The organism is Pseudomonas sp. 22189 (genome assembly GCF_052045635.1).
In the GTDB taxonomy this organism is placed as follows: domain Bacteria; phylum Pseudomonadota; class Gammaproteobacteria; order Pseudomonadales; family Pseudomonadaceae; genus Aquipseudomonas; species Aquipseudomonas parakoreensis.
The window spans coordinates 74,508-86,246 of sequence record NZ_JBQEPG010000025.1 but is presented as its reverse complement, the minus strand read 5'-3'; the positions used below and the strand labels follow the sequence as shown (position 1 = coordinate 86,246).

The following is an 11,739-nucleotide window of genomic DNA, read 5'->3' as shown; positions in this document are numbered from 1 at the left end:
TCAGCATTGATGGCGACTGATACGCCGCCTTCGCGAGCAGGCTCGCTCCCACAGGGGGCAGCAGTGTTGTTATGGGATGGCGGTGTAGACCTGACGGCCAGCGAACCAGGTCTGCAGGACCTGGGTATCATGCAGGGCTTTTTCGTCGACGCTGAATACGTCGCGGTCGACCACGATGAAATCAGCCTGTTTGCCCGGCGTCAGTGAGCCGATCTGTTTGTCCAGGCCTATGGTCCGCGCCGCGTTGGCGGTATAGGCGTAAAACATGGTTTCGCGATCCAGACGCTCGTCGGCATTCAGCACCCCCAGCGGGCCGACGCGGGTGATGGCCTGGGCCATGGCATTGAACGGGTTGGGTGACGACACCGGCCAGTCGCTGGCACCGGCAATCGTCGCACCCTGTTTCAGCAGTGAGTGCGCCGGGTACTGATAACGGAAGGCGAGGGCACTGACGTAGGGTTTGATCATGTCGGTGGTGTAGTCGTCGGCACTGGCCCACAGCAGCTGCATCGAGGCGATCACGTTCAATGGCTTGAAGCGCGCGAACTCTTTCGGATTGACCATCTGCAGGTGGGTGATCGAATGGGTGATGCCGCTCTGCCGATCCTTGCGCGCGCGCTCGATGCCATTGAGTGATTCACGCACCGCGCGGTCGCCAATGGCGTGAATGTGCACCAGCCAGCCGCGTTGATCGATGGCGCTGACCAGTTCGCCGAAATGCGCTGGATCGATCAGCAGCTCGCCCTGTTTGTGCGAATTGCGGTACGGATCGATCATCGCCGCGCTCTGCGCCGGGTACTCGATCACGCCGTCAGCGAAGATCTTGACCCCGGGCAGGGTCAGATTGGGGATGCCCTGAAACTGTTGGCGCACTTTATCCAGCGTGTCGAGGTCGGCCGGCAGGCTTTTCGGGTTGGCAACCAGCAACGCTGCGACGTGCACGCTCATGTCGCCGCTTGCCGACAGCGCTTTGTAGGCCGGCAGCACGCCGACGGTTTTCTCGGTGGGTTTGAGCGCGAACACGGCCTCGCCCGGGGCGGCGTTGGCGGCGGGGTCCATCCACGCGGTGATGCCGAGGCTGTTGTTGAAGCGCACGGCGGATTTGGCCGCGCTGAGCATATCGGCCGGGCTCGGCACCGGCATTTTGGCTGCGACCCGGTCCCAGCCGGCATCGACCAGAAAACCGTTGGGTTCACCGTTCGCCAGTGTGCCGATCGTGTCTTTTTCCGCAGCGGGCAGGGTTTTGAGCAATGCCGCATCGATGCCGGCGCGCTTGAGCATCACGTTGTTCGCCCACGCGGTGTGGTGGTCACTGCCGGTGAACACCACCGGCACGTCGGCCCATTCCCCCTGGTTGAAAGTCTTGCCCAGCGCTTCGGCCTGCGCCCAGTACGCTGAACTCATGCCGGCGATGCTCAGCACGTCGCCGTGTTTCGCCTTGCCGTCATCACGCCAGGCGCGCAGACGCTTTTGCAATTCATCGAGGGCGACGACTTCGTCCTCCATGTTGGCCGAGACCATTTCCAGACCGCCGAAAATCGCGTGGGAATGGCTGTCGATCAAGCCTGGCATCAGGGTCTTGCCGCCGAGGTCGATCACCTGCGTTCCGGGTTCGATCAGCGCCTTGATCTGCGCATTGGTGCCGACTTTCAGCACTTTGCCGTTCTCCACGGCCAGCGCCTGAACCTTTGGTTGTGCACGGTCGGCGGTGAAAATCTTGCCGTTGACCAGCACCAGATCGGTGGCGGCCATGGCTTCCATCGAGGCAAAACTTACAGCGCCAACCAACAGGCTCGGGATGAATCTTTTCATTGAAGATTTCCTTGTTATTGCGTCTGATGGCCAGATTAGTGGCTGACACTGGCCGACAGAACGCCTTCCTCACGAAAAACCTTTTTGCCTGAATGGAAAAAGCATGGACAAGTTGGGTGCACTGAAAATGTTCGTGGTCACCGCGCAACTCGGCAGTTTCAGCCGCGCGGCCGAGCAACTGGGCAAGACCCCGTCGGCCCTGACCAAAGCGGTCAATCACCTGGAGGCGGAACTCGGTGCGCGCCTGTTCGAGCGCAGCACGCGGCGGATCCTGCTGACCGAAATCGGCCGGGTCTACCTGGAAACCGCACGGCTGGTGTTGCAGCGGCTGGAGGAGGCCGGCGAAGAGATCGAGCAATTGCAGCACGGTCTGCGCGGCAACCTGAAAATCACCGCGCCACTGGCTTATGGGCGGGCGTTTCTTGATCAGGTGTGCGACGGCTTCTTGCAGCAATACCCGCAGATCAGCCTGCAAGTGGATCTGTGCGACGCGTTCGTCAATCTGCTGGAAAGCGGCTACGACCTGGCCTTGCGCGAGGGCCATGACGACTTGCCGGGGCTGATCGCTCGGGTGGTCGGCAGCAATCGTCTGGCCTTGTGCGGCAGCCCGGAGTATCTGGCGCGCAAGGGCTTGCCGGTGAATCCGCAAACCCTCGAACAGCATGAATGGCTGCTGTATCAGCACCCATTGCTCAGTCGCGAATTCTGGTGGGCCGAGCGCGACGGCCAGCGCCTGAGCCTGCCACAGCCGACGGCGCCGCGGTTGCGCAGTGACAATTACGACCTGCTGCTGGCCGGCGCCCTGGCCGGACGCGGCTTGCTGCACACGCCGCTGTGGAGCGCCGCGCCGTACATCGCCGACGGGCGTCTGGTGCGGGTCATGGCTGATTATGAAATCGACCCGGACAGCTTCGGCCCGCAGATTCTTGCGGTGTACCCGAGCCATCGACGAGCCACGGCGAAAGTCGTCGCGTTCATCGATTACATCGCCGCCTTCCTCGCCGAACGTGGCCTCAACTGAAGCCCCGTTCCCCTGTAGGAGATGCCGCAGGCTGCGATCTTTTGATCTTGCTTTTTAAAATCACAAGATCGCAGCCTGCGGCAGCTCCTACACAGTCCCCGAGTCGCCTCTTTTGTAGGAGCTGCCGAGTGAAACGAGGCTGCGATCTTTTGATTTTTGTGGATCGCCAGCGCGGGCCGACTGGCGGTGCTTGTCAGTAAAATCCCACAGGAGTACAAATGTACTCCATGACCAATCTTACTCCCCGCCGTACCGCCATCCTGACCTTTATCCGCGAACGCATCGCCGAACACGGTCAGCCCCCAAGCCTCGCTGAAATCAGCGAGGCTTTTGGTTTTGCCTCGCGCAGCGTGGCGCGCAAGCACGTGCTCGCGCTCACCGAAGCCGGTTTTATCGAGGTCAATCCGCACCAGGCCCGGGGCATTCGCCTGCTCGGGCAACCCGCGCGGCCGGAGCTACTGGACATTCCGGTGCTCGGCCGGGTGGCTGCCGGTGCGCCGATCGGTGCCGATGCCGACATCCATAACCGCTTGATGCTTGATCCCGCGCTGTTCTCCCGTGCGCCCGACTACATGTTGCGGGTGCAGGGCGACTCGATGATCGAGGACGGCATTCTCGACGGTGATCTGGTGGGAGTGAAGCGCAATCCCGAGGCGCTCAACGGCCAGATCGTGGTGGCGCGCCTCGACGGTGAAGTGACAATCAAACGCTTCGAGCGCGTAGGCGATGAAGTTCGGCTGCTGCCGCGCAACCCGGCGTACCAGCCGATTGTCGTGCGCGACGATCAGGACCTGGCCATCGAAGGGGTGTTCTGCGGTCTGGTGAGGCAAGGCTGATGGGCGCCGTCGTTGCACTCGATACGCTGTTCAATGGTGGCCAGGTCTGGAAGGGCCGGCCTGCGCCACCGGCGGCCAGCCCGCAACCCACCGGGCATGCCGCCCTCGATGCGGCGTTGCCCAGCGGCGGCTGGCCGGAAGCGGCGCTGAGCGAAATCCTCCTGGCCGGGCCCGGGGTTGGCGAGCTGCAACTGGTGTGGCCGACGCTGGCGCGGCTGTCGGCGGCGGGCGAGCGCATCGTGCTGGTGGCGCCACCGTTCGTACCGTACCCGCAGGCGTGGGCGAACGCCGGGGTCGATCTGCGTCAGTTGTCGGTAATCCAGGCCAGCGAACGCGATGCCTTGTGGGCGGCGGAACAATGCCTGCGTTCGGGCAGTTGCGGCGCGGTACTGTGCTGGCCGCACAAGGCCGATGACCGCGCGTTGCGGCGCTTGCAGGTGGCGGCGGAAACCGGCCAGACCCTGGCGTTTGCCTGGCGCCCACTGAGCGAGGCGGTCAACCCGTCGCCGGCCGCGCTACGGATTGCCATCGATGCCAGACCGGCCCAGTTGCGCGTGCTCAAATGCCGGGGCGGACTGGCGCGCACGGCGCCGATTGCGTTTGCCGTGGGGCACTGAGGTCGTCATGCGCTGGGTGTGTATTCTGTTCCCGCAATTGGCCCTCGACGCGGTGTTGCGTCAGCGTGCCGATCCTGCTGAGCCGTTGGTGCTGCTCAGCGGCCCGGCCCAGCGCCGGGTGCTGCAAGCGGTCAATCCGGCGGCGCGCCAGCTCGGGCTGCGTGCCGGCCAGTCGATGACCGCCGCACAAGCCTTGTGCAAAGGCTTTGCCACGGCCGATTACGACCTTGCCGAGGTCGAGCACTGGCAGCAATTTCTCGCCGCGTGGGCTTATCGGTTCAGCGCCCAGGTCAGCGTGCATTACCCGCGTACCGTGGTGTTCGAGATCGAATCCAGTCTGGGCCTGTTCGGTTCCTGGACGCAGTTCGAAGCGCGGCTGCGCAAGGAACTGACCGAGCTGGGTTTCCGCCATCGCATCGTCGCGGCACCGAATCCGGTGGCGGCGCGGGTGCTGGCCAACGCCTACGACGGTCTCGTCGTACCGGACGGTGAAGCCCTGCAACATCACCTCGGGCAGTTGCCCGTCGACCGCGTCGGGCTGGAGCCGCAAGTCGCCACGGCGCTGACGCGCATGGGCCTGCGCCACCTGAGCCAGCTGCAGAGCCTGCCACGTCAGGCCCTGGCCCGGCGTTTCGAAGCGTCGATGCTCAAACACCTCGACACCTTGTTTGGCGCGCGGCCGCTGGCCCTGGCGTTCTACCTGCCGCCGGATCGTTTCGATGTGCGCATCGAACTCAATTTCGATGTGCAGTCGCATCAGGCGCTGCTGTTCCCGTTACGCCGCTTGACCGCTGACCTGTCGGCGTTCCTCTGCGGACGTGACAGCGGCGTGCAGCGTTTCGACCTGCATCTGGAGCACGCCGGGCTGCCGGACACGCTGATCAAGGTCGGCCTGCTCAGCGCCGAGCGCGACCCGGCGATGCTCTTCGAACTGGCCCGTGGGCGGCTGGAGCAAGTGCAGGTCGAGGCCCCGGTGCGTGGTTTTCGCCTGCGTGCCGAAGACCTGCCGAGTTTTGTGCCGCAGTTTCAGGAACTGTTCGATGACCGTCCGCAACAGACCTTGCCCTGGGAACAGTTGCGCGAACGCCTGCGCGCACGGCTCGGCGATGACGCGGTGCAGGGTTTGCGCTTTCAGGCCGACCACCGCCCCGAATGTGCCTGGCAGAACGGCGTCGACAAGCAGCGTTGCAGTGGTTTGCCGAGTGTGCAGCGTCCGGGCTGGTTGCTCGGCGAACCGCAAAGCGTGCCCGAAGGTTCGGCGCGAATCCTCATGGGGCCGGAGCGCATCGAATCCGGCTGGTGGGACGGTGACGACGTGCGCCGCGATTACTACCTGATCCAGAATCGCGCCGGTCAGCAGGGCTGGGCCTATCGAGCCGTGGGTGAGGGCGGGCCGTTGTGGCTGCAGGGCTGGTTTGCATGAGCGATGGTTATGCCGAGCTGCATTGCCTGTCGAACTTCAGTTTCCAGCGCGGTGCCTCCAGCGCCCTTGAGCTGTTCCAGCGGGCAAAAAAACACGGTTATCAGGCGCTGGCCATCACCGACGAGTGCACGCTGGCCGGGATCGTCCGCGCCTGGCAAGCGGCGAAATCAGTGGAACTGCCGCTGGTCATCGGCAGCGAAGTGCGCATCGATAACGGTCCGAAACTGCTGCTGTTGGTAGAGAATCTGGCGGGCTATCAGACCTTGTGCGGCTTGATTACCCAGGCTCGGTGGCGCACGCAGAAGGGCCAGTACCAGGTGCTGCGTGAGGATTTCAGCGAGCCGCTGCCGGGACTGTTCATCGTGTGGGTGCCGGACAGCGTCGATGACGTGCAAGAGGGGCGCTGGCTGAAACAGACGTTCGGCGCGCGCCTGTATCTGGCGGTGCAGTTGCATCGCGGGCAAGACGATCAGCGCCGGCTGGCGGCGCTGCTGAGTCTGGCCGAGCAACTGCAGATTGCCGCCGTGGCCAGCGGTGATGTGCACATGCACGCCCGTGGCCGGCGCGCTTTGCAGGACACCATGACTGCGATCCGCCATCACGTCCCGGTGGCCGAGGCCGGGTTGCGCCTGCATCCCAACGGCGAGCGCCATCTGCGCAGCCTCGACGTGTTGCGCGAGCTGTATCCGCAAGCGTTGCTCGACGCCTCGGTGCAACTGGCGCGGCGCTGCACCTTCGATCTTGGCGAGTTGCGCTATGAGTATCCGAGAGAGCTGGTGCCAGAGGGACACACCGGTAGTTCCTGGTTGCGGCAACTGACCGAAGAAGGCATTGCCTGGCGCTGGCCGCAAGGACCACAGGCCAAAGTGCTCAAGCAAATTGATGACGAGCTGAAACTGATCGCCGAACTCGGCTACGAAAGCTACTTCCTCACCGTGCACGACGTGGTGCGCTTTGCCCGCGAGCAAAGGATTCTCTGTCAGGGCCGCGGCTCGGCGGCCAACTCGGCGGTGTGTTTTGCCTTGGGCATCACCGAGATCGACCCGGATCGCACCACGCTGCTGTTCGAACGCTTCATGTCCAAGGAGCGCAACGAGCCGCCGGACATTGATGTGGATTTCGAGCACGAACGCCGCGAAGAAGTCCTGCAATACGTGTTTCGCCGCTATGGTCGCCAGCGGGCAGCGCTGACGGCGGTGGTCAGCACTTACCACGCCGCCGGTGCGGTGCGCGATGTAGCCAAGGCCTTGGGCTTGCCGCCGGATCAGATCAATGCGTTGGCCGATTGCTGCGGTCACTGGAGCGATGAAACACCGCCGCTGGCACGCTTGCTCGAAGGCGGCTTCGATCCCGACAGCCCGGTACTGCGCCGGGTGCTGAGCCTGACCGGGCAACTGATCGGCTTCCCCCGGCACCTGTCGCAGCACCCCGGCGGTTTCGTGATTTCCGAACAGCCACTGGACACCCTGGTGCCGGTGGAAAACGCGGCCATGGCCGAGCGCACGATCATTCAGTGGGACAAGGACGACCTCGACGCGGTCGGCCTGCTCAAGGTCGATATCCTCGCCCTCGGCATGCTCAGTGCGATCCGTCGCTGCTTCGACTTGCTGCGTCGGCATCGGCATCTGGATCTGAGCCTGGCGACAATTCCCGCAGAAGACAAACCGACCTACGAGATGATCAGCCGCGCCGACACCATCGGCGTGTTCCAGATCGAATCGCGGGCGCAGATGTCGATGCTGCCGCGCCTGAAGCCGGCGAAGTTCTACGACCTGGTGATTGAGGTCGCCATCGTCCGCCCCGGGCCGATTCAGGGCGGTATGGTTCATCCGTACCTGCGTCGCCGCAACAAGGAAGAGCCGGAAACCTATCCCTCGCCGGAGCTGGAAGTGGTGCTCAAGCGCACCCTCGGCGTGCCGCTGTTTCAGGAACAGGTGATGCAGATCGCCATCGTCGCCGCCGACTACAGCCCCGGTGAGGCCGATCAGTTACGTCGCTCGATGGCCGCGTGGAAACGCCACGGCGGGCTCGAGCCGCACAAGGCGCGACTGGCTGCCGGCATGAAGAAAAACGGCTACACCGAGGAATTCGCCGCGCAGATTTTCGAGCAGATCAAGGGGTTTGGCAGTTACGGGTTTCCCGAATCCCACGCTGCCAGTTTCGCCTTGCTGACCTACGCCAGTTGCTGGCTCAAGTGCCACGAACCGGCGGCGTTCGCCTGTGCGCTGATCAATAGCTGGCCGATGGGTTTCTACAGCCCGGATCAGATCCTTCAGGACGCGCGCCGCCATCAATTGCAGATCCGTCCGGTGGACGTGCGCGCCAGTGACTGGGATTGCAGCCTGGAACCGATCAGCGGCGCGCAACCGGCGATCCGCATGGGCCTGCGGATGATCAAGGGCTTTCGCGAGGACGATGCGCGGCGCATTGAGGCGGCGCGGGCGCGGGGGGCGTTTGCCGATGTCGCCGACCTGGGCGAACGGGCCGCGCTCGACAGCCGCGCCCAGGCGTTGCTCGCCGATGCCGGGGCGTTGCGCGGGATGGCCGGGCATCGGCATCGCGCGCGCTGGGAAGTGGCCGGGGTGCAGAAACAGCTGGGTCTGTTTGCCGGCTTGCCGAGTCAGGAAGAACCCGATGTGCTGCTGCCCAAGCCGAGCGTCGGCGAGGACTTGCAGGCCGATTACGCGACGCTTGGCACCACCCTGGGGCCGCATCCGTTGGCGCTGCTGCGTGGCGAACTCAAGGCCCGGCGTTGCCGCAGTTCACAGGAATTGCTGGACGTCGAACACGGTCGGCCAGTGAGCATCGCCGGGCTGGTCACCGGGCGTCAGCGACCGGGCACCGCCAGCGGCGTGACGTTCGTCACCCTCGAAGACGAATTCGGCAACGTCAACGTGGTGGTCTGGCGCGATCTGGCCGAGCGTCAGCGTCAGGTGCTGGTCGGCTCGCAACTGCTCAAGGTTGACGGCCGCTGGGAGCGTGAGGGCGAAGTGCGGCACCTGATCGCCGGGCGGCTGAGCGATCTGAGTCCACTGCTCGACGGCATCCGCGTACAGAGCCGCGACTTCCATTAACACCGATCCCCCTGGAGCTGCCGAAGGCTGCGATCTTTTGATCTTGTTTTTAAAAAGCCAAGTCAAAAGATCGCAGCCTGCGGCAGCTCCTACAGGGCGGAATTTGTGGTGTTCGGATCAGCCAATTCATTGGCGTCAAAAAAATCTGTCGCGAATGATGGCACTTTGTCATAATGCCGCCCCTTTTCCTGCTCCCCACCGCTTTGCCGTGCCGGGACACACCGTTTTTTCAGAAGGAATGCACAGTGAGAATGATCTCCCGGATGTTGGTCTCAGGCGTTGCGATTGCCGTGCTCGGCACCCTTGCCAGCTCCCTTGCCGGGTGCGCCACCGAAAGCTCCCGCGCACTGCCGGTGGCCAAGGTCGAGAGCGCCACGCAAGTCTGGACCGGCGTTCGCGTACCGATGGCGGTGGGCAAGTTCGATAACCGCTCCAGCTACATGCGCGGGATCTTCTCCGACGGTGTCGATCGTCTCGGCGGCCAGGCCAAGACCATCCTGATCACGCACTTGCAGCAGACCAACCGTTTCTCGGTACTGGACCGCGACAACATGGGCGAGATCCAGCAGGAAGCCGCGATCAAGGGCCAGGCCCAGCGCCTCAAGGGCGCCGATTACGTGGTCACCGGTGACGTCACCGAGTTCGGCCGCAAGGAAACCGGCGACCACCAACTGTTCGGCATTCTTGGCCGTGGCAAGACCCAGGTCGCCTACGCCAAGGTCAACCTGAACATCGTCAACATCAGCACCTCCGAAGTGGTGTATTCGACGCAGGGCGCCGGCGAGTACGCCTTGTCCAACCGCGAAATCATCGGTTTTGGCGGCACCGTCGCGTACGACTCCACCCTCAACGGCAAAGTCCTCGATCTGGCCATGCGCGAGGCGATCAATCGTCTGGTCGATGGCATGAACGCCGGTGCCTGGAAACCGGCTAACTGATCGTTATTCATTGCAAGGAGCAACACCCCATGAATCTGACTTTGTCGCGGTCGCTGCTGGCCCTGACGCTGGCCGCCAGCGCCTTGCTGGCCGGTTGCAGCAGCCCGAAAACCCTGTACCAGTGGGAAGACTATCAACCGCAGGTCTACGAATACTTCAAAGGCGAAGAGCCGAAGGAAGCGCAGGCCGAAGTGCTGGAGCGCGATCTGCAAAAGATCCGTTCCACCGGCAAGGCTGTGCCGCCGGGCTACCACGCGCATCTCGGACTGCTGTACCTGAGCATGGGCAAGGACGATCAGATGGTGCAGCAATTTCGCACCGAAAAAGCGCTGTTCCCCGAGTCCGGCCCATACATGGATTTTCTGCTTAAAAACGCCAAGACCGGAGACGCCAAATGATCTCGCGCACCCTGAAACTGCTGGCCGCCGGTTTGGCCCTGATCGTACTCGGTGGCTGTGTTGCGCCGAAAACCGTCGACTATTCGGCGTACAAGCAGGCACGGCCGAAGACCATTCTGGTGCTGCCGCCGCTGAACACCTCGCCGGACGTGAAAGCCTCGTACAGCCTGTTGTCGCAAGTAACGTTTCCACTGGCTGAAGCCGGTTACTACGTACTGCCGATCGCGCTGGTGGACGAAACCTTCCGCCAGAACGGTCTGACTACGCCGGATGATATCCATCAGGCTCCGGCGAACAAACTGAAGGAAATCTTCGGCGCCGACGCTGCGTTGTACATCACCGTGACCGAGTACGGTACGCGTTACATGGTCATCAGCAGCGAAACCGCGGTGACCGCTACCGCCAAACTGGTGGACCTGAAGTCCGGCACCACGCTGTGGACCGGTTCGGCGCGGGCGTCGAGCGAAGAGGGCGGTAACAACAGCGGTGGCGGTCTGGTCGGCATGTTGATTACCGCCGCAGTGAAGCAGGTGATCAACAGTTCGACCGACGCCGGGTATCCGATTGCCGGTGTGGCGAGCAATCGTCTGTTGTCGGCCGGTCAGCACGCCGGTCTGTTGTACGGTCCGCGTTCGCCCAAGTACGGTACCGACTGAAGATCAAAAGATCGCAGCCTGCGCCAGCTCCTGCAGGGAAACGCATCCCAAATGCAGGAGCTGCCGCAGGCTGCGATCTTTTTGCATCATGACGGCCTCCCGCTCACTTGACCCCGCCTGACTTGCGATTCATCCCCTGCATCTCGCCACCAAAGGCGATATCCTGCGCCACACTTATCGAAGCAAACAGCGCAAAACTCTGGAACACCGTGTTTGCCTGAGGCTAAAGGAGTGTTCGAATGACCGAGAAGAAACTGGAAACCACGGTCGACCGCGTCTACCAAGGGGTTTACCAGGCGATCAGCAAGCGTTCGCTGCGTCCGGGGATGAAGCTGGGCGAGGCCTCGCTGGCCGAACTGTTCAATGTCAGCCGTACGTCGGTGCGCGCTGCGCTCAAGCAACTGGAGGCTGATGGCCTGGTCACCACCGAGCCCAATAAGGGTGCGTCGGTGTCTTTGCCCAGCGATGAAGAGATCCGCTCGCTGTTCGAAACCCGGCGGCTGATCGAGATCGGCATCGTCACCGAGCTGTGCCGCCGCAAGGACACCGCGGCGATGCAAGACCTGCGCAAACATCTGTTGCTGGAAGATGAAGCCCACGCCGCCGGCGATCATGAACGACTGATCCATCTGCTCGGCGAGTTCCATATCAAACTGGCGCGCAGCCTCAATAATCCGGTGCTGCTGGACTGGTTCCAGAAGCTGATTTCCCGTGCCTCGCTGTACGTTGCCGCACTGGATGACGACAGCCACGAGGCCTGCCGCGACAACGAACATCTGCGCCTGATCGAATACATCGAGGCAGGCGACCAGAACGCCGCCATCGAGCTGACCTGCCTGCACCTCAATGGCGTCGAAAAGGCGATTCTCGACGTCGCTGCGAAGATGAAAACTGGCTACCATCCGCTCAAACACCTGATCGGGGTCTGAACCCGGGGCGCCGCGAGAAATCGGCTATACCTTCA

At 63.1% G+C, this 11,739-nt stretch carries 10 protein-coding genes and 1 pseudogene; 9 read left to right on the top strand and 2 right to left on the bottom strand.

Annotated features, from left to right (window positions below; translation table 11 throughout):
* Window positions 1-69 precede the first annotated feature (69 nt).
* Window positions 70-1,812 carry an amidohydrolase gene (locus ACTJKS_RS22735; protein ID WP_108182523.1) on the bottom strand — a complete coding sequence of 581 codons (1,743 nt, stop codon included), beginning with the start codon at window positions 1,810-1,812 and terminating at the stop codon, window positions 70-72.
* Window positions 1,813-1,915: 103 nt separating this feature from the next.
* On the opposite strand from ACTJKS_RS22735, the gene ACTJKS_RS22730 reads away from it, so the two are divergent.
* From ACTJKS_RS22730 to ACTJKS_RS22695, 8 genes are all read left to right on the top strand, one after another.
* On the top strand, window positions 1,916-2,833 hold the full coding sequence (locus ACTJKS_RS22730) for a LysR family transcriptional regulator (RefSeq protein WP_262948272.1): 918 nt from the start codon (window positions 1,916-1,918) through the stop codon (window positions 2,831-2,833).
* A 218-nt stretch (window positions 2,834-3,051) separates the two neighbouring features.
* Window positions 3,052-3,669 carry a transcriptional repressor LexA gene (gene lexA, locus ACTJKS_RS22725; protein WP_086790987.1) on the top strand — a complete coding sequence of 206 codons (618 nt, stop codon included), beginning with the start codon at window positions 3,052-3,054 and terminating at the stop codon, window positions 3,667-3,669.
* Window positions 3,669-4,286, top strand: a complete 618-nt coding sequence (gene imuA, locus ACTJKS_RS22720) for a translesion DNA synthesis-associated protein ImuA (RefSeq protein WP_085710132.1) — start codon at window positions 3,669-3,671, stop codon at window positions 4,284-4,286. Before lexA ends, imuA begins: the two co-directional genes overlap by 1 nt.
* Window positions 4,287-4,293: 7 nt before the next feature.
* Complete coding sequence (locus tag ACTJKS_RS22715; protein ID WP_108182526.1) at window positions 4,294-5,709, top strand: Y-family DNA polymerase; 1,416 nt, start codon at window positions 4,294-4,296, stop codon at window positions 5,707-5,709.
* On the top strand, window positions 5,706-8,783 hold the full coding sequence (locus ACTJKS_RS22710) for an error-prone DNA polymerase (protein ID WP_262948273.1): 3,078 nt from the start codon (window positions 5,706-5,708) through the stop codon (window positions 8,781-8,783). Before ACTJKS_RS22715 ends, ACTJKS_RS22710 begins: the two co-directional genes overlap by 4 nt.
* Window positions 8,784-9,034: 251 nt before the next feature.
* A complete protein-coding gene (locus tag ACTJKS_RS22705; RefSeq protein WP_440829000.1) occupies window positions 9,035-9,721 on the top strand; it encodes a CsgG/HfaB family protein in 687 nt (228 codons plus the stop codon).
* Window positions 9,722-9,750: 29 nt separating this feature from the next.
* Window positions 9,751-10,119: a DUF4810 domain-containing protein gene (locus ACTJKS_RS22700; RefSeq protein ID WP_003225593.1), complete on the top strand. Its 369-nt coding sequence runs from the start codon at window positions 9,751-9,753 to the stop codon at window positions 10,117-10,119.
* Window positions 10,116-10,775: a DUF799 domain-containing protein gene (locus ACTJKS_RS22695; protein ID WP_047600391.1), complete on the top strand. Its 660-nt coding sequence runs from the start codon at window positions 10,116-10,118 to the stop codon at window positions 10,773-10,775. Before ACTJKS_RS22700 ends, ACTJKS_RS22695 begins: the two co-directional genes overlap by 4 nt.
* Before the next feature lie 121 nt (window positions 10,776-10,896).
* Here the strand turns inward: ACTJKS_RS22695 and ACTJKS_RS22690 are convergent.
* A pseudogene (locus ACTJKS_RS22690) lies at window positions 10,897-10,995 on the bottom strand (hypothetical protein); the annotation flags it as partial.
* Between the two features lie 19 nt (window positions 10,996-11,014).
* On the opposite strand from ACTJKS_RS22690, the gene ACTJKS_RS22685 reads away from it, so the two are divergent.
* Window positions 11,015-11,704 carry a GntR family transcriptional regulator gene (locus tag ACTJKS_RS22685; protein WP_041073761.1) on the top strand — a complete coding sequence of 230 codons (690 nt, stop codon included), beginning with the start codon at window positions 11,015-11,017 and terminating at the stop codon, window positions 11,702-11,704.
* The last annotated feature ends 35 nt before the right edge of the window (window positions 11,705-11,739 follow it).

Coding starts and splice junctions, on each gene's coding strand:
- ACTJKS_RS22735 (WP_108182523.1), bottom strand. CDS start 1,812: ATGAAAAGATTCATCCCGAGCCTGTTGGTTGGCGCTGTAAGTTTTGCC.
- ACTJKS_RS22730 (WP_262948272.1), top strand. CDS start 1,916: ATGGACAAGTTGGGTGCACTGAAAATGTTCGTGGTCACCGCGCAACTC.
- lexA (WP_086790987.1), top strand. CDS start 3,052: ATGTACTCCATGACCAATCTTACTCCCCGCCGTACCGCCATCCTGACC.
- imuA (WP_085710132.1), top strand. CDS start 3,669: ATGGGCGCCGTCGTTGCACTCGATACGCTGTTCAATGGTGGCCAGGTC.
- ACTJKS_RS22715 (WP_108182526.1), top strand. CDS start 4,294: ATGCGCTGGGTGTGTATTCTGTTCCCGCAATTGGCCCTCGACGCGGTG.
- ACTJKS_RS22710 (WP_262948273.1), top strand. CDS start 5,706: ATGAGCGATGGTTATGCCGAGCTGCATTGCCTGTCGAACTTCAGTTTC.
- ACTJKS_RS22705 (WP_440829000.1), top strand. CDS start 9,035: ATGATCTCCCGGATGTTGGTCTCAGGCGTTGCGATTGCCGTGCTCGGC.
- ACTJKS_RS22700 (WP_003225593.1), top strand. CDS start 9,751: ATGAATCTGACTTTGTCGCGGTCGCTGCTGGCCCTGACGCTGGCCGCC.
- ACTJKS_RS22695 (WP_047600391.1), top strand. CDS start 10,116: ATGATCTCGCGCACCCTGAAACTGCTGGCCGCCGGTTTGGCCCTGATC.
- ACTJKS_RS22685 (WP_041073761.1), top strand. CDS start 11,015: ATGACCGAGAAGAAACTGGAAACCACGGTCGACCGCGTCTACCAAGGG.